Source organism: Mycobacterium sp. URHB0021 (assembly GCF_054057895.1).
Genome location: NZ_JBSRZT010000002.1, coordinates 1,536,919 through 1,558,032, shown reverse-complemented (window position 1 = coordinate 1,558,032; position 21,114 = coordinate 1,536,919). Strand labels below are relative to the sequence as shown.

Annotated in this window: 17 protein-coding genes and 1 pseudogene; 5 read left to right on the top strand and 13 right to left on the bottom strand. The window is 65.7% G+C overall.

The genetic code is table 11. From position 1 onward, the window contains the following. From ACVWWN_RS09840 to ACVWWN_RS09820, 5 genes are all read right to left on the bottom strand, one after another. Positions 1-1,011, bottom strand: a complete 1,011-nt coding sequence (locus tag ACVWWN_RS09840; protein ID WP_457143731.1) for an oligopeptide/dipeptide ABC transporter ATP-binding protein — start codon at positions 1,009-1,011, stop codon at positions 1-3. Next, a complete protein-coding gene (locus ACVWWN_RS09835; RefSeq protein WP_457143730.1) occupies positions 1,008-1,973 on the bottom strand; it encodes an ABC transporter ATP-binding protein in 966 nt (321 codons plus the stop codon). The genes ACVWWN_RS09840 and ACVWWN_RS09835 overlap by 4 nt, the downstream gene beginning before the upstream one ends. Next, positions 1,970-2,857 (bottom strand): ABC transporter permease, encoded by an 888-nt coding sequence (locus ACVWWN_RS09830; RefSeq protein WP_457143729.1) that lies wholly within the window; start codon positions 2,855-2,857, stop codon positions 1,970-1,972. The genes ACVWWN_RS09835 and ACVWWN_RS09830 overlap by 4 nt, the downstream gene beginning before the upstream one ends. 80 nt (positions 2,858-2,937) lie before the next feature. After that, positions 2,938-3,975 (bottom strand): ABC transporter permease, encoded by a 1,038-nt coding sequence (locus tag ACVWWN_RS09825; RefSeq protein ID WP_457143728.1) that lies wholly within the window; start codon positions 3,973-3,975, stop codon positions 2,938-2,940. Between the two features lie 7 nt (positions 3,976-3,982). After that, complete coding sequence (locus tag ACVWWN_RS09820; RefSeq protein ID WP_457143727.1) at positions 3,983-5,821, bottom strand: ABC transporter substrate-binding protein; 1,839 nt, start codon at positions 5,819-5,821, stop codon at positions 3,983-3,985. A 119-nt stretch (positions 5,822-5,940) separates the two neighbouring features. On the opposite strand from ACVWWN_RS09820, the pseudogene ACVWWN_RS09815 reads away from it, so the two are divergent. The 4 genes and pseudogenes from ACVWWN_RS09815 to ACVWWN_RS09800 form a co-directional block, all read left to right on the top strand. Next, positions 5,941-7,161, top strand: a pseudogene (locus ACVWWN_RS09815) (hypothetical protein); the annotation flags it as partial. Between the two features lie 182 nt (positions 7,162-7,343). Beyond that, positions 7,344-8,093, top strand: coding sequence for a prolyl oligopeptidase family serine peptidase (locus ACVWWN_RS09810; RefSeq protein WP_457143726.1), 750 nt, complete (start codon positions 7,344-7,346; stop codon positions 8,091-8,093). A 39-nt stretch (positions 8,094-8,132) separates the two neighbouring features. Then, a complete protein-coding gene (gene fumC, locus ACVWWN_RS09805) occupies positions 8,133-9,596 on the top strand; it encodes a class II fumarate hydratase (RefSeq protein ID WP_457143725.1) in 1,464 nt (487 codons plus the stop codon). After that, positions 9,596-10,882: a threonine/serine exporter family protein gene (locus ACVWWN_RS09800; protein ID WP_457143724.1), complete on the top strand. Its 1,287-nt coding sequence runs from the start codon at positions 9,596-9,598 to the stop codon at positions 10,880-10,882. Before fumC ends, ACVWWN_RS09800 begins: the two co-directional genes overlap by 1 nt. Positions 10,883-10,980: 98 nt before the next feature. Here ACVWWN_RS09800 and ACVWWN_RS09795 read toward each other — a convergent pair whose 3' ends face one another. The 6 genes from ACVWWN_RS09795 to npdG form a co-directional block, all read right to left on the bottom strand. Next, entirely contained in the window at positions 10,981-11,637 is a 657-nt protein-coding gene (locus tag ACVWWN_RS09795) for a GntR family transcriptional regulator (protein ID WP_457143723.1), read from the bottom strand. Between the two features lie 30 nt (positions 11,638-11,667). Further along, positions 11,668-12,642, bottom strand: coding sequence for a PDR/VanB family oxidoreductase (locus ACVWWN_RS09790; RefSeq protein WP_457143722.1), 975 nt, complete (start codon positions 12,640-12,642; stop codon positions 11,668-11,670). 26 nt (positions 12,643-12,668) lie between these two features. Further along, entirely contained in the window at positions 12,669-13,361 is a 693-nt protein-coding gene (locus tag ACVWWN_RS09785; RefSeq protein WP_457143721.1) for a hypothetical protein, read from the bottom strand. 132 nt (positions 13,362-13,493) lie between these two features. Further along, positions 13,494-14,924 carry a purine-cytosine permease family protein gene (locus ACVWWN_RS09780; RefSeq protein ID WP_457143720.1) on the bottom strand — a complete coding sequence of 477 codons (1,431 nt, stop codon included), beginning with the start codon at positions 14,922-14,924 and terminating at the stop codon, positions 13,494-13,496. 212 nt (positions 14,925-15,136) lie between these two features. Beyond that, the gene (locus tag ACVWWN_RS09775; RefSeq protein ID WP_457143719.1) at positions 15,137-15,814 is read right to left on the bottom strand and encodes a cysteine hydrolase family protein; all 678 of its coding nucleotides are present in this window, start codon (positions 15,812-15,814) and stop codon (positions 15,137-15,139) included. Between the two features lie 116 nt (positions 15,815-15,930). Continuing rightward, a complete protein-coding gene (npdG, locus tag ACVWWN_RS09770) occupies positions 15,931-16,617 on the bottom strand; it encodes an NADPH-dependent F420 reductase (protein ID WP_457143718.1) in 687 nt (228 codons plus the stop codon). Between the two features lie 182 nt (positions 16,618-16,799). Between npdG and ACVWWN_RS09765 the strand changes: the two genes are divergently transcribed. Then, positions 16,800-18,467 (top strand): PucR family transcriptional regulator, encoded by a 1,668-nt coding sequence (locus ACVWWN_RS09765; RefSeq protein WP_457143717.1) that lies wholly within the window; start codon positions 16,800-16,802, stop codon positions 18,465-18,467. Here the strand turns inward: ACVWWN_RS09765 and ACVWWN_RS09760 are convergent. Both ACVWWN_RS09760 and ACVWWN_RS09755 read right to left on the bottom strand, forming a co-directional pair. Continuing rightward, positions 18,427-19,626, bottom strand: coding sequence for an XdhC family protein (locus ACVWWN_RS09760; RefSeq protein WP_457143716.1), 1,200 nt, complete (start codon positions 19,624-19,626; stop codon positions 18,427-18,429). The two genes, ACVWWN_RS09765 and ACVWWN_RS09760, sit on opposite strands and share 41 nt — an antisense overlap. A 12-nt stretch (positions 19,627-19,638) precedes the next feature. After that, positions 19,639-21,081 carry a purine-cytosine permease family protein gene (locus ACVWWN_RS09755; protein ID WP_457143715.1) on the bottom strand — a complete coding sequence of 481 codons (1,443 nt, stop codon included), beginning with the start codon at positions 21,079-21,081 and terminating at the stop codon, positions 19,639-19,641. Positions 21,082-21,114: the final 33 nt, after the last annotated feature.

The window sequence follows — 21,114 nt, the reverse complement described above, 5'->3', positions numbered from 1 at the left end:
TCACCTCCCTGCGTGCGCCGTCACGAGATGACAGGCGCTGGCATGGATGTCTGCGCCCGCATCCGAGGCGAGCACGGGCAGCGCGACATTCCGGCAGTTCCCATCGACCCCTGCGGCCGCGGCCGTGCCGTCTGCCAGCGCGGGGCAGCGGGTGTGGAACCGGCAGCCGGCGGGAATCCGGGCGGGGTCGGGCGCCTCGCCGGCTAGCACGATCGGCTCGAGGTGAGCTGTCTCCGGAACCACCGAGAGCAGCGCCTTGGTATAGGGGTGCTGCGGCGAGGACATGATCTCCTCGGTCGGGCCCACCTCGATGATTCGACCGAGGTACATGACCGCCACCCGGTCGGCGATGTTCCAGGCCAGACCGAGGTCATGCGTGACGACGAGCAAGGTCAAACCGAGTTCGTCGCGCAGGCGCAGCAGCAGCGCGAGGATTTCCCCCCGCACCGATGCGTCCAGGCTCGACACCGGCTCGTCGGCGACGATGATATCGGGGTCGAGGACGAGAGCGCCCGCGATCACCACTCGCTGGCGCTGGCCGCCGGACAATTCATGCGGATAGCGCAAATAGAAGCGCTCCGGCGGACGCAGCCCCGCACGCGAGAGGGCGTCGGCCACCTTGGCCTCCTCGCCCACGTGCAGACCGTGTATCCGCAGGCCCTCGGCTACCGCCTCGTACACGGTGTGCCTGGGGTTGAGCGCTCCGGACGGGTCCTGCAGGATCAGTTGCGCCCGCCGGCGGTATGCCTTCAGGTCGCGGGACCGGTACGACAGCGCCTCGCCCGCGACGTAGACCGCTCCCGACGTCGGCCGCTGTAGGCCCAGAATCGTACGCACCAATGTCGTTTTCCCGGAACCGCTCTCGCCGACCAGGGCCAGGATCTCGCCGCGGCGGACGGCGAGGGCGACGCCGTCGACCGCGCGCGCCACCCCACCACCCCGGATACGGAACTCGACCCCCAGCTCACGCGTTTCGAGTGCCGCGGCGCCCGTGTCGGACGTTGTCGTCACACGAGCACCTCCCGTACGCGATGGCAGGCGGCGTCCCGATCGCCGTAGGTCTCCAGCACCGGCTCCGATGTTGTGCACCTGTCACCCGCCGACGGGCAACGCGGGTGGAACGGACACCCCGCAGGCAGGTCGCCCGGGAATGGCGGATCACCCGGCACACCGGCCGGCGCGTAGCGGAACTGTATGTCGCCGATCCGGGGAAACGCCGCCGCGAGCGCTCGGGCATAGGGATGCAGCGGCCGGGTGAAGACGTCGCCTGCCCTGCCCTGCTCGACGATCCGGCCCGCGTACATGACCGCGACCCGGTCACACCTCGCGGCCAGCACGGACAGGTCGTGGCTGATGAATACGACACCCAGGCCGAGATCGGCAACCAGCGACGACAGCAGGTCGAGAACCTGCGCCTGAACCATGACATCGAGCGCGGTGGTGGGTTCGTCGGCGATCAGCAGGCGGGGGCGGCAGGACAGGGCCATCGCGATCATCACCCGCTGCTTCTGCCCGCCGGAGAGCTGGTGTGGGTAGTCGCGGGCCCGACTTGCCGGCAGACCTACTTGCTCCAAGAGCTCACAGACACGCATGGATGCGGCCTTCGGTCCGACGTCCTCGTGCAGCAGGATCGGTTCGGCGAGTTGGCTTTCGATGCGCTGCACGGGGTTGAGCGCGTGCATCGCACCCTGGAACACCACCGCGGCCTGCGCCCAGCGAACTGCACGCAACTGGCCGAATTTCATCGCCATGACGTCCTCGCCATTCAGGCGGACCTGGCCGCTCACCTGCGCAGACTTCGGCAGCAAGCGTAAGACGGAATTGGTCAATGTGGTTTTCCCGCAGCCGGATTCGCCGGCGATGCCGATTGTCTGGCCCTGCGGCACGGACAACGACACATTGCGGACCGCGGGGACCGGACCCTGCCGGGACTGGTAGGTGATGCTGACGTCGTCGAACTCCAGAAGCGTCATACGTGGGCGCCTCGCGGATCGAGGATCTCCTCGAGCGTTCGCCCGATGAGATTGAAGGCCAGAACGACCAGTACGACGCAGATGCCGGGGGCCGCCAGATACCACCATGCGCCCGATGAGATGGCCCCGCCGGCGAAGGCGTCGTCGAGGATCGTTCCCCAAGACACCGCGGTCGGGTCGCCCAGCCCGAGGAACGACAGCGTCGTCTCGGAGAGGATGGAGATCGACACGGCCAGCGTGGTATTCGCCAGCACGAGCGGCATGACGTTGGGCAGAATGTGCCGCGTCATCTGGTGCAGGTCCCCCCCGCCAAGGGCCTTGGCCCGCTCCAGGTACGGCCTGCCCTCGACGGAGAGCGTCTGAGCCCGGATCAGCCGGGCGGTGGCGGGCCACGAGGTCACGCCGATCACGATGATGATGTTGAGCAGGCTCTTGCCGAGAACGGTGGCGAGGACGATGGCGAGCGGCAGGAAGGGGATGACGAGGAACCAGTCGGTGAGCCGGTTCAGGACTCCGGCGACCAGTCCGCGGTAGTGCCCGGACGCGATACCGACGGCGGTGCCGATGACCATCGCCAGCACGGTGGCGCACATCCCGACGAGCAGGGAGATGCGGGCACCCCACATCACCATCGCCAGCACATTCCGGCCTGCGTCGTCGGTGCCGAGCCAGTACTGCCCCGACGGGGATTCATAGGTTCCGCCGGTCGCCTTGGTGACGTCGAGTTGCGACTCGTCGAACAGGACCGGCGCGAGAAGGGCGAGCGCCGCGAAGATGACGAAGATCGTCAGCCCGAGCATGCCCTGCCTGGACCGGCGGAACTGACCCGCCAGGTTGTTCCATGACCGGCGTCGACGGGCCCAGACGATCGAGCGAGACGACACACGAGCAGTGGCGGTGCTTGTCGGCTCTCCCCGTGCCCTTCGGGGGGGCGGTTCCCCGACGCGCGAGCGCTCGTCGGTGGTCATGTTCGCACCCGCGGATCGAGTCGGGCGTAGAGCAGGTCGGCGACGAGGTTGGCGAGAATCACGGCCGCGGAGAACAGCAGGAACAGCGTCTGTAGCAGGGGTATGTCCGGCCCGCGCAAGGCCTGCACGGTCAGCGAGCCCAGGCCCGGCAGCGAGAACACGTACTCGATCGTGATCGCCCCGCCGATGACGAAGCCCAGGTTGAGGAAGATCAGCGTCGTCGTCGGCAGCATGGCGTTGGGTACCGCATGCCTGCGGCGTACGTCGGTATCGCGCAAGCCCTTGGCGCGTGCGGTCTGCAAATAGTCCTGGCCCATCTCGTCGATGAGTGAGGCTCGCATGACCAGGGCGTACTCGGCGAGATAGACCACGGTGAGGGTGAAGACCGGCAGGACGAGATGCCAAGCGACGTCGGCCAATCCGGCGAAGGTGCCGGTGTCGATGCCCGGTGTGGACAGCCCGCCGACGGGGAAGATCCCCGGGAGTCCGAACACACCGACCGAGAACACGATCAAGAGGATCATCCCGAACCAGAACTCCGGCATCGAGTACAGGACCAGAGTTGTTGTGGTGGCGACCTTGTCGAAGCGCTCGCCGCGTTTCCAGGCGCTGCGGATGCCGAGCCGGACTCCGAGGACGGTGGCGAGCACGGTCGCCGTGCCGACCAGCAACAGAGTCGGCCCGATCCGCGGGATGATGACGTCCCAGACCGGCACGCTGAACTGCTGCGAGGGCAGCTCAGGCACGAACGGGTTCTTGATGTACTGGACGAACTGGTCGGCGATCGGCGCGTTGAACTTGGCCTGCATCTGCCTCCTGATCTCCGGATCCACGTCCCGCCCTCGGGTGTAGAGGGCGATGGGATCGCCGGGCAGCAGTCGGAAGAGGAAGAAGTTGAACAGGATGACGAAGATCAATGTCCCGATCGACGACAACACCCGTGACACTGCGAACCGAGCACCCGGCCCGAAGACGCGCCCCCGCCCCTTGGCCGCAGGAATGGGCGCGGCATCGGGTGCGCTGATCAGCGCCATGATTCTGTCACTCCCGGTCGTCGGCTGCCCCGGCGCGACGCCGTCGCAACAGTAGGACGGCGACCCCACCGAGGACCACGACGGCTGCCACGATGCCGCCGATGAGCGCGGGCGACGGGCCACTTGACTGCCCAGCCGCCGCGACGGGCTTCAGGTTCTCGTAGGTCCATGTCCCGTACTGGAACAGATAGGAACCGTCAGGATCGGGCTGCGGAATGAAGCCCTCGAACTTGTCCGTGCGGTAGGCGACCAGGTTGTCGTAGTAGTAGGTCAGCGCGTACGGCCAGTCGTTGTAGAGAATCTGCTGCATCTGCTTGACGATCTCGGTGCGCTTGGCGACGTCGGTCTCGCTGCCTTGGGCCTCGAAGAGCTTGTCGTACTCGGGATTGCAGTAGAAGGAATCGGACAGGCCGGCCAGCACGCTTCCGTTATCCTCGTACGACCTGCTCTCGCAGGTCATGGTGGACAGCTGGTAATTCGGGTCGGGCTCGACGACCCATCCCCATTCGAACATGTCGTACTCGCCCTGGCCGATCTTCTCGGTGAGCGCGTCCTCCGAGATGAGCGTGACATTGGCTGCGATGCCCACATCGGCGAGATAGCCCTTGATGTACTCGACGGCCTTCTTGGAGAACGGGTTGTCCGACCGGCCGAAGAGACGGAAATCGAGCCGCGCGCCGTTGTCGGCGCGGCGGACACCGTCCGGTCCCATGCGGTAGCCCGCGGCATCCAGGAGCTGCCTGGCCTTCTCCGGGTCGTAGCTTGCCTGGTTGGCCGGCGTGAGGTGCAAGCTCGCAAACATCGGCGGGATGATGGTCGAACCCGGGCTGCCGTGTCCCCCGAGAACCTTGTCCGTCAACGTCTTTCCGTCCAGCGACCAGCCGATCGCCTCACGCAGGCGCTTGTCCTTCAGCAGTGGGTTGCCGTCCCCGATCGGCTTGCCGTCTACCAGCGCGGCCCCGGTGTTGAAGGCCAACTCGTTGAACCCCGAGTAGAGCTGAGACTTGCGTTCGATGTTCGGCGTATCGGCCAGGGAGTCGTAGACATTGGGCTGCAGATCGTTGGCATAGTCGATCTCGCCCTTCTTCAGCGCCTGGCCGAGGGCGTCCGGGTTCGCATAGTTCTTGAAGACGACCTCGTCGACGGCGGGCTTGCCGCGGTAGAAATTGGGGTTGGACACCAGCCTGGTGAACTGGCCGACCTGGCGCTCGGCGACCAGATATGGCCCCGCTCCGACGATGGGTTTGCCGCCTTGAGGTTCGTTGTTGTAGCTCTGGATGGCCGTTTCGTCGATCTTGGAATAGACGTGCTCGGGCAGGATGTAGACGGCGAGCGTCTGCATGATCGGTGTGGGTTTGTCGACGCGCAGGATCAGCGTGGTGTCGTCGGGTGCCTCGGCCTTGGTGATGTTGCTGACGTAGTTGCCGTAGTTGGTCTTCTCGAATGTCCCGTTGATGATGCGGTTGAAGGTGTATGCGGCGTCCTTGGCGGTCAGCGGGACGTCGTCGCTCCACTTCAGACCCGGCCGCATCTTGTACGTCCAGAACGTCTTGTCCGGAGACTCTTTCCACGATTCCGCCAGCCCCGGCACGACGGCGAAGGTCTTCGCATCCCACTCGGTCAGTGTCGGATAGACCATTTGGAACATGTCGTAGGCGGCAACCGTCACCCCGATGAACGGGTTCAGCGAGTCGACATCCTGCACCACCCCCACGGTGAACACCGACTTGGGCGGTGGGTCGTCGGCGGCGCTGGAGAGTCCGGTTGCGAGCAGGAGCAGCCCCACAACGGTGGCAATCGCGGCAACGAGGCGGGCGGGCCCCCGGGATCGTGACAAGGATGTCATCACATGCCCCTCAAACTTGAACGGCGGATCAGGACGCACCAAATACACCATGAACTGTCGAGTTTTGGAGGCAGTCTGGTGATCTTGAGGATTTCCATCAACACAGTCCCGGAGGTTCCGTGCCTTATCACCATGATGCTGACTCCGCCCTCGCACCGCCGGTCGCGCGGACCGCAGATGACGGCCGCGACCCGTACGGCTGGATCACCGAGCCGACGGCGGAGCTGATCGAGCTGCTCGACGCCGAACGCGCGTACTACGAGATGCGGACCGCGCCGCTCGCCGGACTGCGCGCGACGCTCGCCGCCGAAATGACCGCGCGAGTTCCTGACACGTCCGAATCCGCGCCGTGGCGGTCGGGCGCCTTCACCTACCGTGAAGTGCACGCGGCGGGGGCCGAATTCCCCACCCTGGTGCGGCGAACCGACGGCGGCCGGGATGAACCGCTGATCGACCTGCAAATGGTGGCCGACGCTCATCCCGACGCCGAGTTTCACCGCGGCGAGATCGAGGTGAGCCCCGACGGACGACTGTTGGCCTGGTCGTACGACGTCGTCGGCGACGAGCGGTACGGCCTGCGGTTCCGCGACCTGCGGACCGGTGCGGATCTGCCTGGTGTCATCGAGGCGACGTTCCCCAGTGGCGGGTGGAGCGCGGATGCGACGACGTATGTGTATCTGCGCACCGACGCTGTCAATCGGCCGCACCAGGTGTGGTCGCACACGCTGGGCGCCGATCCCTCCACGGACGTCATGGTGTTGGAGGAGCCCGACGAGCGGTTCGAGGTCAGCGTCCACGTCACTCGCTCGGGGGCGTGGTTCGTGATCACCGCATCGTCGCGGAACACGTCCGAGGTCCACCTGCTGTCGACCGCGCACCCTGCCGGCACACCGATTCTGGTTCGTCCCCGCCAGGCTCTCGTCGAGTACTTCGTGGAGCACGCGCCGGGACCCGAGGGCGATCGCATCCTCATCGTCACCAATAGCGTCACGCACAGTGACCCGGAATCGTTCCGCATCGCCACCGCACCGGTCGATGCACCGGCGGACTGGAGCGTCTGGGGTTGGACTGACGACGTCGCCGAGGAGGATCCGGCGATGCGCATTTCAAAGGTGGATGCGTTCGAGTCGGCCGTCGTGGTGTCCGCCCGGCGCGCGGGCGTCGGGATGCTGACTGTGTGCCCGTACGGCGCTGCGCCCTACCACGTCTGGCCCGATCAGGCCGGCGGGCTGGTGACACTGGGCCGCAACGAGGTGTTCGACGCCGACTTCGTCACCGTCGTTGCGCAGTCGTTCATCCACCCGACCCGCCACGAGGACATCGAGATCGCGTCCGGCCGACGCAGCCTGCGTCACGTCGAGCGGATCGTCGGGGTGGACACCGACGCCTACGGCAGGAGCGTCACCTTGCCCCGGCAGCGGACGGTAGCCGGGTGCCCGTCGTCGCCGTGCACCGACGCGACGTCGACCTCGACGGCACGGCGCCACTCTATTTGTACGGCTACGGCTCCTACGAAGTGTGCATGGATCCCGATTTCGGCTTCGACTGGTGGCGCTCACTGCCGTCGCTGCTCGACCGCGGGGTGGTGTGCGCGTTCGGCCACCCCCGCGGCGGAGGCGAGCAGGGTCGACGATGGTGGCTCGACGGTCGTCTGCGCGCGAAGCCCAACACTTTCGACGATCAGGCCGCCGTCGCCGATTTTCTCGCCGGGAGGCTGATCGACGGCACACGGATCGTGACCCGCGGGCTCTCGGCAGGCGGCTTGCTGCAGGGGGCGCTGTACTCACGGCGCCCCGAACGCTTCGCCGGAGTGGTCGCCGAGGTGCCGTTCGTCGATGTGGTCACCACGATGCTGGACCCGTCACTGCCGCTCACCGTCCCCGAGTGGGACGAGTGGGGCCACCCCACCGATCCCGATGACTACGCCGTCATGGTGTCGTACTCACCGGTCGACAACCCGCCATCGGTGGACGCACGGCCGGCTCTGCTCGTCACGGGAGCCGTCCACGACACCAGGGTGCTCGTCCGGGAGCCGGCGAAGTGGGTCGCGACGCTGAGAGCCGGCGATCCCGACCACGGCGCCGGCATCGATCCGACCTCGGCGGTGTCCCGGCGCACGGTCCTCTTTCGCGCCGAGACCGGCTCCGGCGCCCACGCCGGCCCTGCCGGGCGCTACTCCCAACTCGAGTACGAGGCCGAGATTTACGCCTGGATCCTCACGTGCTTCGCTGACGAATCGGCGCGTGCTCGACAATTGCGATCGCAGCGCTGATTCTGACTGGCGCCGATGACGCATTGAGAGGAGAACCCCATGTCTGAAGCCGCGGGCGATGAGATCCCGACCTACACCGATGTTCCGGTGGGTATCCACGCCCAGGGATCGCGGGACGAGTTCGACAGCCTCGGATCTGTCGACGTCCCGGCGGATCGGTACTGGGGTGCTCAGACACAGCGTTCGCTGATCCACTTCTCCATCGGGAACGACCACATGCCGATCGAGGTCTACCACGCCTACGGTCTGGTCAAGAAGGCCTGCGCGCTGGTCAATGAGCGTGCCGGCCGGCTGTCCGCCTGGCAGGCGAAGGTCATCGTCCAAGCGGCCGATGAAGCCATCGCCGGGAAGCTCGACGACGAGTTCCCGTTGTTCGTCTGGCAGACCGGTTCTGGAACGCAGAGCAACATGAACGTCAACGAGGTGCTCTCCAACCGCGCCATCCAGCTTCTCGGTGGAGAACTCGGCAGCCAGCGGCCGGTCGGCCCGAACGATCACGTCAACATGGGACAGAGCAGCAACGACACGTTCCCGACCGCGATGCACATCGCCGCCGTCACCGAACTCGATGACCGGCTGATACCCAAGGTTCAGGCGCTCGCGGGCGAGATCGACGCCAAGGCAACGCAGTGGGCCGACGTCGTCAAGATCGGTCGCACCCATCTCGAGGACGCAGTGCCGCTCACCGTTGGACAGGAATGGTCGGGTTACGCCGCGCAGTTGCAGGCGTGTATCGACGACCTCCGTCACGTTCGCGAGGGCCTTCTCGAGCTGGCCGTCGGCGGAACGGCCGTCGGGACCGGACTGAACGCGCCCGCCGGCTTCAGCGCGGATGTCGCGGCTGAGTTGGCGAAACTCGTTGGGGCACCGTATGTCACGGCTCCCAACAAGTTCGCGGCGTTGGGATCGCTGGATCCGATGGTCAGGGCGCACGCCGCGCTACGTGGCCTCGCGGTCGCGCTGATGAAGATCGCCAATGACATGCGGTGGCTGGCTTCCGGCCCACGGTGTGGCCTGGGCGAACTACTGTTGCCTGCCAACGAGCCGGGCTCGTCGATCATGCCGGGGAAGGTAAACCCGACCCAGTGTGAAGCGTTGGTGATGATCGCGATTCAGGTGCTGGGCAACGACACTGCTGTCTCGATCGCCGGTTCCCAAGGTAACTTCGAACTCAATGCCATGCGTCCGGTGATCATCAACAACTTCCTGCACTCCGCCCGGATACTCGGCGACGGCTGCCAGAAGTTCCTCGAATTCTCGGTTCGGGGAACAACTCTCAACACAGAGCGGATAGCGAAGTACGTGTCCGAGAGCCTCATGTTGGTGACCTCCCTCAGTCCGTCGATCGGTTACCAGAACGCCGCGCACATCGCTGAGGACGCGCTGGCCAGGGGAACGACGCTGCGCGACGCCGCGGTGGCGTCGGGCCACGTGACCGCAGAGCGGTTCGATTCGCTAGTCAACCCCCTCGGCATGGTCGGCGACGGCGTCGGCGGCGCTTGATGCCCGGTGCTGATCGACCCGGTGAACGAACCGCTTCGGTCGATGGACGCGATGCCGTCGACATCGTGATGGATGCCGCGGTACTGCTCCATCTCAACGGTCAGTCCACGAACATGACGATGACCGCGGTGGACCGGTTGAATCGCGGGCTGGGTACGACGAGCACGCTCATTCCGTCGTGGGCGTCGCTTCTTCTCGTCGGCCCGGAAGTCTCGACACGGGTAGCGGCGGTGTCACCGACCGGTATCAGCATGCGGCGGGTCGCGACGGCGATGACAATCATCGACAAGGCCCAAGACGGCCCACTGGACCGCGATGCGGTACGCAAGGGATTGGCTGCGGCGCACCGGGAATCAGTCTCGAACACCCTCATCTTCAGTGGCGCCTGCGCCACGGGAGCCGGTGCACTGGCGGTGATCTTCGGCGCACAACACCCCCTCACGGTGCTGATCGCCGCAGTCAGCGCGGCGCTGGGTGGCCTGGCGCGACGCGGTCTGGCCCGCGTCGGAGCCGGCATCCTCACCCAGGCGTTCGCCGCCGCGCTGATAGCGGGGTTGATCGGGGTTACCGCCGCACACCTGCGCGTCGACGGTGCGTTGGGACTCGTGGTGCTCTGCCCCGCCATGGTGCTGGTACCAGGACCGCACATCCTCAACGGAGCGCTGGACCTGCTCGCCCTGCGGGTGACGCTGGGCATCGGCCGCCTAGGCTACGCCGCGCTGATTCTCGCCGCGGTCGCTGCCGGGCTCATCGTGGGACTCGCCGTTGATGGCCGCAGTCTCGCGGTAGCACAAACCAGTTCGGCCGTACCGCTGTTCGTCGACGTGATCGCTGCCGGAATCGCCGCAGGGTCGTACCCCATCTTCTTCTCCATGCCGTACCGGATGATCGGTTGGCCCGTCGCCGTCGGAATGCTGGTTCATGCCGCCCATTGGTGGGCACTTGCGCACTGGCACATCGACATCGCCACCGCCGCCCTGATGCCCTGCCTCATCGCGGGAGTCCTCCTGGTCCCGATAGCGCACTATCTCCGAATGCCTTTTGCGGCTGTCGGATTCGCGTCCGTCGTCGCCATGGTTCCGGGTGTCTATGTATTCCGCATGCTCAGCGGGCTGGTGGACTTCGCGCACCGGCCGACATCTGACCTACTGACCACCCTCACGTCCGACGGCGCCGTCGCGACGCTCGTCATCACCGGCATGGCGAGCGGTCTCGCCGTACCCATGCACGCCTACGCGGTACTGGCCGCAAATCGATCGTGGACTTCATCGTCGACAGGAACTTGACGGACTTCGTTCTGGTCGAGCACGGCTACGGCGGCTGGCATCCCGACAAGATCGTCGAGGCGAGGTGCGGCCAGCGGCGCCACGAGTTACGCCCATCCTCAATCGGAGGACATGTCCTCAGGGAGTTCGGCGTAATTCCATTGATGCTGACGCGCCAGGGCGCACGCTTCGTCGATGGCGCCATCGATCAGCGAATCGAGAAGAGCTTGATGATCGGTCGCTATCGCGCCGAGGTCCGGAGTGGTCGCCATTATGGTCACCGACGTCCGAGCCTCGATCTGTAGGTTCTCCCAGGTGCGCTTGATGAGCTCGTTCCCGGCCGCCTCGATGATGTGGCGGTGGAACATCACGCTCTCCAGGCTGACCGCTTCGGTGTCATTTTCTCGTGCCGCGCGCTCCATCCGGGCGACGTCGTCTCGGAGTCGCTCGAACGGAACATTCCCGGCCATGAGTACGAGCCGGGTGGCGGTCTCCTCGAGCGCGGCACGTAACACATAGCTTTCATGCAAGGTCTCCCGAACGAACGACCGCACGAACGTGCCGCGTCGCGGCTTGATCTCGACGAGTCCGAAGGTTTCCAGCTCCCGGAGCGCTTCCCGGACGGGGGCCTGGCTGGTGCCGAACGTGGCCGCAACTCTGGTCTCCACCAACCGCTCGCCGGGTTCCAACTCGCCAGACACGATCTGACGCACGAGCGTGTCCCGGATCCGGTGACTGAGCGTCTGCGGAAGGTACGACGGATGGCTCGGCGGCATGTTCTGAAGATACGGAGTCGGACGGCCCGACTACAGGTCGACGACCAGCACAGCACTCCTGGATCTGGAAACGCACGGCAATATGACCTGGTTCGAGTCCCGCTCGGCGTCGCTGAGAATGTCATCGTGGTGTTCGGGGATGCCTTCGGCAACGCCCAGTTCACACGTACCGCAGATGCCGGCACGGCACGAGTTGTCGATGTCGAAACCCGCCTCTTCGAGTACTTCCAGGAGTGTCCTGTCCGCCGGTACCCGGAGGCACTTTCCTGACCGTGCCAGCCGCACATCGAACTCGCCGTCATCACAACTGCCCGAAACGTCTTTCGGCGTGAAGCGCTCCACGTGCAGCGCGCCTGCCGGCCACCTAGTGCACCGCTGCTCGACCGCTTCAATCAGGGGACCGGGGCCACAGCAATACACCGCAGTGTGCGTGCGGGGGGCGCCGATGAACCGATCCAGATCCAACAAGCCGTGTTCATCCTCGGGCATGACCTGCAAGTCACCGCCCGATATCTCGCCCAACTCGTCGACGAAAGCCATCGACGCGAGTTTTCGCCCTCCATAGAGCAGCGACCACGGTTTGCCGCGCGTGGCGACCTCTCGGACCATCGGCAGGATCGGCGTGATGCCGATTCCTCCCGCAATGAAGAGGTACCGATCCGAATCCACCAGGGTGAAATTGTTGCGGGGTCCCCTGGCGGACACGACGTCGCCCGGGCGGATGGTCTCATGAATAAGCTTCGAACCACCCCGGCCGGCCGGCTCGCGCAGTACGGCAATCCGCCATAGTTGGTCGTCATCCGGGTCGCCGCACAGGGAGTAGTGGCGAACGATTCCGTCCGCGAGTTCGATCTCGATATGCGCCCCGGGAGTCCATTCAGGCAGTGACGCCCCGTTCGCGGCGCGGAGTTCAAGGCTCAGAACACCGTCGGCCTGTCGATGCATGGATGCAATCTGCAGTCGCGACTTCAGCGTCCTGACCGAAAGCAGCAATGGTTGTGCCATGACGAAACCTCGTGGACCGACCGTCCTCAGGACGTCAGCAGACGCGTTGCGGACTCCGGCGTGAACATACTCATGGCGATGTCGTGCATGCCACGCATCGCCCGCAGAATCTCGTTCCGGTCCTCATCGGTTTTCGCGTAGCGTCCGAGGACCTGCCGCCCCAGCCCGACATGGAATTTCTCGTCCATCTCGATCTTTCGGTGCACTCGGACGACCTCGTCGAAGCCGTGACGCTCCCCGGCCAGGAAGGTCGGTTCCAAGCTCCCGGTCGCCGAGGTCTCCGAGGCGTTCCACGCCGCGACCGCGGCGAGGGGATGGCGGTCGAGGCACTCCCAGAGGAACTCGCTCCATCGCTGAGAGTCCGGAGGAACAGACGTCGGTGCGGTACCGCCGAGCGACTCGACCGCATTGCTCACCAACTCGTAGTGCTCAGCCTCCTGGAATGCCTGCTTGGCCAGCAAGGTGATGTGTTTGCGTTCGAAGCCCAACCCGTATCGGTGGATCTCCTCGTTCAGCAGGAACACGTAGTCGATCTCCCGCCAGGCACGAGTGGCCAACCACTCCGCCAGAACGATGGGTTGAGGATTCTTGTCGAAAGACTCGAAGAACTCTTCGCTGGTGCGCCTCGCATTCGCGAACACGGAATCGAGAATCTCGTCGACTTCGCCGCTGATGGGATCGAGGCCTGTGCCGCCTCTGACGTTCCTGACGTTGACCATTGCGCTCGGCATCCTCTCGTTTATCGATAATCGATTGTAATGTGAGACGACGGTCACAGTCAAGGCTCGTTGCCGCCGTACTCGACGGAGCCGACCCGCGTGAGCGGGTCGGCTCCGGTCGAACTGGCGGACCTACTTCTGCAGCCGCGAAGGCACGTTGCGATCGGCGGGCGATGCCAGGGGGTCGCGTGGCGCAAACATGCGTCGCATCGCCAGGTAGATCACTGCCGCGACGATGCCGGACACGAAGTAGCTCAGGTCGGCGCCATCAAGGCTGGCACCGATCGGCCCGGTGTAGAAGTCGTTGGCCATGAAGGGCACCGAGACGAGGACGCCCACCAGCAATGCCACCAGTCCCGCCACGTTGAACCGCCCGAACGCGCCCGTGGGGGTATAGAAGTTCTCCACCGGCAGCATTCTCCGTCCGGCCCGTTGGACGACGTAGTAGTCGATCAGCAGGACCGCGACCCACGGCGTGATGTAGTACGACAAGACGTGCAGGAAGAGCAGGAAGTTCGCCTGGAACTGGTCTCCGCCGAACACCAAGGCGATCACCAGCCCGATGAGACCCGCAATCGTCACCGTCACCCACTGCGGCAGTTTCACGTCACAGGTCAGCGTGTTCATCGCGCCGCTGTAGAGATTGACGGAGTTGTGCGGGATGGCCGACAACCCCAGGGTGAGCAATACGACGTAGCGCAGCCAGTCAGGCAATGCCAGGCCGAAGGTGTCGAGCACATCGCCGTCCGGCAGGAGCGTGATGAGTCCGGCGCCGAGGCACATCATCCAGGTGGTCGACGCGAACAGACCGAGGGTGGCTGCGCCGAAGATCGACACCGGCTTGCTGTTCTCGGGCAGATATCGCGAATAATCCGACGCGTACGGCGCCCAGCTTGCCGTGTAGCCGAATACGGCCGTGAAGAGCACCGACCACGCCAGCCAGTAGTCGGCGCCAGAGGCGGTGGCCTCCGTTCCCGGTCCGCCGCCGTGGAAGAGCAGGACGACCGAGACGACGGTCAGTACGACGATGCTCACATTCGTGATGATCTTGCCCATCGTGTGCAGGATGCGGTATCCGAAGATTGCGATCAGGATGCTCACGGCAGCGACGACCACGACGGTGGGGGCGTACGGGGCGTTCAAGAGTCCGGCCAGCGACTTGGCTCCCAGCACCGTGCCGACGCTGTAGTAGCCGATGCACATCAGGAGTGTGAGGAACGCGGGCAGATAGTTCCCGAAGTACCCGAACGGGGCTCGTCCCATCGGCAGCTGCGGCATCCCGAGTCGCGGGCCCATCACTGCGCACAAGCCGGTGACGATCGACCCGAGGATGTTGGCGAGAACGATCGCCGTGACGCTTCCGGTGAAGCCGAGACCCAGGGGACCGCCGCTGGCGCCCAGGTAGATGCCGGCGAGATAGATGACGGGCGCGAATCGCACCGTGAACTGATTTCGCGGGTTGCCGTAGCGCCGGTCCGTCGGGACGTGGGCGATGCCCCGCCGTTCGAGCGCCAAGGTCCTGCCGGGCTTCTCAGCGGAGGGCGACTTCAGGCTTGTCGTCATGTGCGCGCTGTGGTCATTCATCGGGTTCCTCGATTTCCAGGCCAGGAGGAAGGTGTGATGGCAATCACGCTAGAGTCGGCGCGTGCTCTTGCACACATGATCGAGAGCCAACTTCGACGCCGAATCTTTGTCACGAGGTGCCAACCGCCACGCGGCGAGCGGCAATTTCAGCAAACTGCGCACTATCACAAACGAGAAGGATGCGTGTGGTATCAGGACCGAGAAGAAAGCGCTCCGGCGCCCTGCCGGACGTCCGCCCCGAGCCCGAAGAAATCAGCCGCCGCGGCCGTGTCACCGACGTGGGCGAACACATGGCTCATGGACATCAGGGCAGCCTCTTGGCGCGGAGGACACGTCGCGTCCACCGCGTCCCGAAGCACATAACACCGGTAGTCGAGATTGCGCGCCGTGATAACCGAGGACAGCACGCAGATGTCGGTACAGACCCCCGCGAAGATGAGGTTCTCGATCCGGAGCCCGCGCAGGAGCAAATCCAGCTCGGTTCCGAGGAACGCGTCGTACCGGCGCTTGGCCGATATGACGAAATCGGCCTTGTGCGGTTCCAGACCGGCGACGATCTCGGGCCCCGTGGTTCCTTCGAGACAATGGGGCGGCTCGAAGCAGCCTTCGATGCCGAAGTCCTCGAGCTTCGGTCGGTGCATCTCCCGCGTGTAGACAACCGGGAAACCACGCTGTCGGCACGCCTGGGCGAAGGCGGCGATGATCGGAATGAGCCCCGCGGCGCCCGGCGTCGACAGCTTGGCCTCCGGGCGGACGAAGTCGTTCTGCATGTCGATGATGAGCAGCGCCGTCCGGCTGGGATCGGCGATGACCTCGCACGCGCTGACTGATGCCGCCTCGATCACGCTCTTGTCACCGACAGTGCTCACAAAATCCCCCCAGGTCACCGGTATGACTCAGATCACAGTGCCTTTGAAGCCTAAGAGCTCCACCGCCACCCGTCATTGTCACCTGTCGCCAGTGCAGGGCTTCGCGCTTTGGCGCCTCACCCCATCGCCGCCCCTATGCCGAGATGCGTCACCTGGATGCCGGCGTGGGTCTTGTTGCGGATGTTGATGCCGATGAGGACCGGGGTGAGTCCTTCGAGAAGGCGGCTCATTTCGAGCGACCCAGCATCGACGACACGGAGGCCGTCAATACACTCCAGGGCCTCGGTGACCACAGCCTTCGCCGCCCGATCGCCGCAAATCAGCGTGTCCTGATCGAGTGGACGGCCGAGATTTCGCAGTGCCGCTGCGCTGATCGTGTGCAGTCCCGAGGCGACGGCGACATCGCCACTGATCGCTGCGCGTGCTTGCTGCGCGGCCGAGCCGTGCCAGGGCTCGACCAGATGGGTCGGGCGTCCACCCACGGCGGTGGCCAGCGGAACCGTCGTATCCAACAGCACCTGACCGGGCCGCCACCGGTCGGCGACGCCTTGCAGGATCGCCACGTGGCTCGCGAACGGCACGGCGGCCACGACCAGCCGATCGGCCTGGGCAACCGCGTCGTCGTTCAGGCAGCCGATGAAGTTGTCACGGCCGATCAGGTCGTGTGCCCGCCGGGCGGCCGCCCGTGCCCGCTCAGGGTCACGAGACCCCAGGCAGACCGAGTATCCGGCGACACCGAGGCGAATCGCGAGCCCGAAGCCCAGGTTGCCCGTGCCACCCAGGATCGCGACGGTCTCGCTCATGAGACGGCCACCGACCCGGCATACCAACTCTGCTGCATGATGCTCCTCCTCATCGGTACCGCGAGCGTCGGCGCACGCCGGCCGGTATCCAGGACCATACGAACTGTGGCACGGGGAACCCATGGCTACTATTACGAAAAAGTGCCGAAATCGTTGGCAGTCTGCGCCTAGGCTGGCAGCCCATGGAGCAACATGACGCCGCGGCCGAAACCTCGGGCCAGACCCTCACCCTTGCCGAGTTGCTCAACGACGAGGTGCTGACCGGCGCCAGCCTGGTTGCCGGACGCGCCGGTCTAGGACGATCCATCAGCGCGGTGAACGTCATGACGGTTCCGGACATCGGTCGGTGGGTCAGGCAGGACGAGTTCCTGCTCGCAACCGGCTATCCGCTGCCCCGCGACAATGCGGGGCAGGGCCAGCTGCTGACCGACCTACACCGCCTCGGGCTGGCGGGATTCGGCATCAAACTCGATCGGTACATGCCCGAGCTCTCGCAAGAGATGATCGACATCGCCGACCAGCTCGGCCTGCCGCTGGTCGTCATCCCGGAACGCATACGGTTTGACGACATCTTGAGCAAGGCGTTTGCCACCATCGTGAACCGGCAGGCCGCCGCGTTGGCCAGAGCCCAAGAGATCCACCATTCTTTCCTCGAGATCACACTGTCCGGAGGTGGTCTTGCCGAGTTGGCGCGCAAGCTGTCCGGTCTTCTCGGCGACGCGAGCGTCGTAATCTCGGATCCCCAGGGAAGCGTCGTGACCCTCGCGGGAGACGAGGCTCCCTTGGCCAAACTGCGTTTGCTGACCTCGGACTCGGTGGATGTCATGCGGCTGGGCTCGGCGGGCACCCACACCGACGAGTCGACGGGGAAGCGTTGGGCTTCACATGAGATTCGCGCCGGCCGGCTCCATCACGGCTTCGTGATCGCCGTCGAAGCGGACCGGCCGTTCGGCGAGTTCAGCATGGTGGCCGTCGAGCAAGCCGCGATCGTGGCAGCACTCGAGGTGACGCGTGACCTCGCGGTCGGCGCCGTGGAGCGCCGCTTCGCGTCCAACGCGCTGTTCGAGCTGATCACCGGCAGCGATTTCGAGTCCGCGGAATACGCCACCCTGGGTTCGGGCTTCGGATGGGATCTGGAGCGCAACATCGTCGTGCTGGTGGGCCGCAGGGAAGGCAAGGAAGGCACTGCCGACGAAACCCATCGCAGCAAACGCCAGTCCCGTCTGGCGGACGAGCGGGCCATCGAATTCTGGGCGTCCGCGGTGCGGGGCAGGGACCGGTCAGCGGCGACCGCCGGCCTCGGCTCCGAACTGGTGGCAGTCATCGGAGCAGACAAGGACGTGCTGGCCATCGCGCGCTCGGTGCAGGCCGAGGTGGCGCAGTTCGCGCACGGCGCGTACGCCATCGGCGTCAGCCGTAGATACGGGGGGCCCGGCGGCATCTCGACCGCGTACCAGGAGGCTCGCACCGCTTTACGGCTGGGATACCGGGTGTCGGGGAAGAACGCGGTGACCGCGTATGGCGAGCTCGGGCTGTTCAGACTCCTGGCTCAGGTCGGCGACGAGGACCTGCGCACGTTCGCAGAGGAGACACTCGGGCCGCTGATGCGCCTCGGCGAGCCCGAGAGATCAGAGATGTTCCAGACGTTGGAGACGCTGATCGAACACAACATGAATATGGCGGAGGCGGCGCGTCACCTCCACTACCACTACAACACCCTGCGCTACCGGCTGGCCAAACTCGAACGGCTCCTCGGTCCGTTCAGCACGAGCACACCGGTGGCGATCCAGGTAGGCGTCGCACTACAGATCACCGAGATGCAGAAAACCCTTGTGCCCCAGCCAAGGTGAGGCCTGGGGCGGCCAAAGTGCGGTCGGGTGTCTCGTGGATCGCGCCGGCTGTCTGGTTGAGGTGCCGCCCGGTGCCGCCCCAGCGCCGGGCGATGATCTCGGCGACGATGGAGATGGCGGTCTCCTCCAGGGTACGCGCACCGAGGTCCAGGCCGATCGGGCTGAACAGCCGATCCAGCTCCTCCTCGGTGAGCCCGGCCCGCCGCAACCGATCCATCCGATCCCGATGGGTGCGTCGCGACCCCATGGCCCCGATGTAGGCGATCTCCGGCATTCGCAGCGCCACCTCGAGCAGCGGCACGTCGAACTTCGGGTCGTGAGTCAGCACGGTGACCACAGTTCGCGGGTCGATCCTGCCGGCCTCCTTTTCGGCGCTCAGATAGCGATGCGGCCAATCCACCACCACCTGGTCGGCCTCAGGGAATCGGCTGCTGGTCGCAAACACCGGCCGGGCGTCGCACACCGTCACGTGATAGCCCAGGAAGGAACCAACCCGGGCTACCGCGGCGGCGAAGTCGATCGCACCGAACACCAGTAACCGTGGCTTGGGTGCGAACGCCCAGACGAAGATCCGCATCCCCGCTCCCCGGCGCTCGCCGTCGCAGCCGTAGGTCAGCGTTGCGCTGGTGCCGGCGGCCAGGAGCCCCAAGGCGTCGTCCCGCACCGCGTCGTCGGCGCGCGACGATCCCAGTGTGCCCTGCGACTCGGGCGCCCCCTCACGGCCGGGACGCACGACGAGCCGTCGTCCCAACCACGACGGATCGGGGTGCTCGATCACGGTGGCGAGCGCGACCGGGCGGGCGGCCTCGACGCACTGAGCAATCTCGCCGAGTTCGGAGAAGGTCTCCCGATTCACCTTCTCGATGTAGACGTCGAGAATTCCGCCGCAGGTCAGTCCGATCTCGAAGGCGTCGTCGTCGGAAACGCCGTAGCGCTGCAACACCGGATCCCCCGATTCGACGACCGACTGCGCGAGGTCGTACACGGCGCCCTCAACACATCCGCCGGATACCGAGCCGACCGCCGACCCGTCCGGGCAGACCAGCATCGAGGCGCCGGGCGGCCGGGGCGCCGATCGGAACGTCGCGACCACCGTGCCGAGGCCGACGGTCTCGCCCCTCTCCCACGACTTCATCAACTCGGGTAGCACGTCGCGCATGCGGCAGTCCTTTTAGCCGCTCGTCGTGGGCTCGGGATGCACTGCGGCAGTCGGGGCGGTGCCTCCTCGCGCCAGCGCTCTCTTGCGCGACAACGCCCAGGGGTAATAGATCGCGAACGACACCAGCGCGCCGGCGAAGAGACTCAGGTCGGCGCCGCCGAGAAATTCCGTCATGAGTGGCGACGCGAAAATGGGAGTGTTCGCAAAGGCCACGGAGACCACGAGGCCCAGCACCCAGGCAACAATCCCGGGGGTGAAGAACCGCCCGGCGACACCGTTTTTCGCGACCAGGTCGGTCTCGGTGTAGTGGCCGCGGTGGACGAGGAAATAGTCGGTCATCGTGATCACGAACCACGGAGTCAGCCACATCACCAAGGTCAGCATCCACGCCTTAAAGGTGGACCCGAACTCGGGCTGGTAGATGCCGACGACGGCGATGGGGGTGCCGACGAGGGCGGTCACGAGCACGCCCTGGAGGCGATTGAGGCGCAGGCCCGCGGTTTTGAGCACCGCCGGTCCGACGAACAGGTTGACGAGGTTGGCCGGCAGGAGGCCGAGAGTCATCACCAGCAGGACCGGCCAGGCCACCGCTTCCGGTAGCGCCGCCTCGACCGTCTTGCCGACATCGAGGCTCGACGCCGCGCTTGTCGCAATGATCGCCGAGAGGGAGAAGGTGCAGAACGTGCCGACGTACATACCCGCGCTCGCCATCAGAAAGAGCTTGCGCTGCGGCGCGTCTCGGCGGACATACCGGCCGAAGTCGTGTGCGAACGGGGTCCATGAGACGCCCCACCCGATGCCCAGGGCTGTCACCAGCACGGCGATCGCACCAAGCCGCTCCGCGCCGTAAACGGTTGCGGGATGGCCCCAGTCGACACCGCCCGCGAAGGCGCCGATGGCGATGACCACCAGCGAGAGCCCCATCCCGATGAACGCGACGCGCTCGTATTTCGTGATCAGTCGGTACCCGTAGACGGCAACAAGCACGAGCAGGATGGTCAGCACCACCAAGAGCACCACGTCGGTTCCGCGACCACCGGCGACGCCGAACTGCCCAGCGATACTCCTGGCGGCCGTGACGCCGAAGTAGCTGTTGACGCCGAACCATCCGGCGGTGGTGAAGAACAGCAGTACCGCAAGCAGCCGCGCACCTTCGAACCCGAACGCCGGTCGCGCGTTGACCATGACCGACGCGCCCGTTCGCTGTCCCTGCAGGACGCACAGACCCACGCAGGCCGACCCGACGAAGGCGCCGAGGAAGTACACCAGCAGGACGTCGGCCAACGACAGTCCCAGCACGATGCCCAGCGCGCCGACGGCGAGGTTGGTCACCGCGACGTTGACACCGGCGAAGACGAAGAACATCTCCCGCGGCACGCCCCCGCGCTCGGCCTCCGACGTGAAATCCAGATCGTCGGCACCCGGCTTCGCACTCATATCGCTCGATTCGCTCATGGCTTCCTCGCAGATTCAGGGGCCGACGGCGGT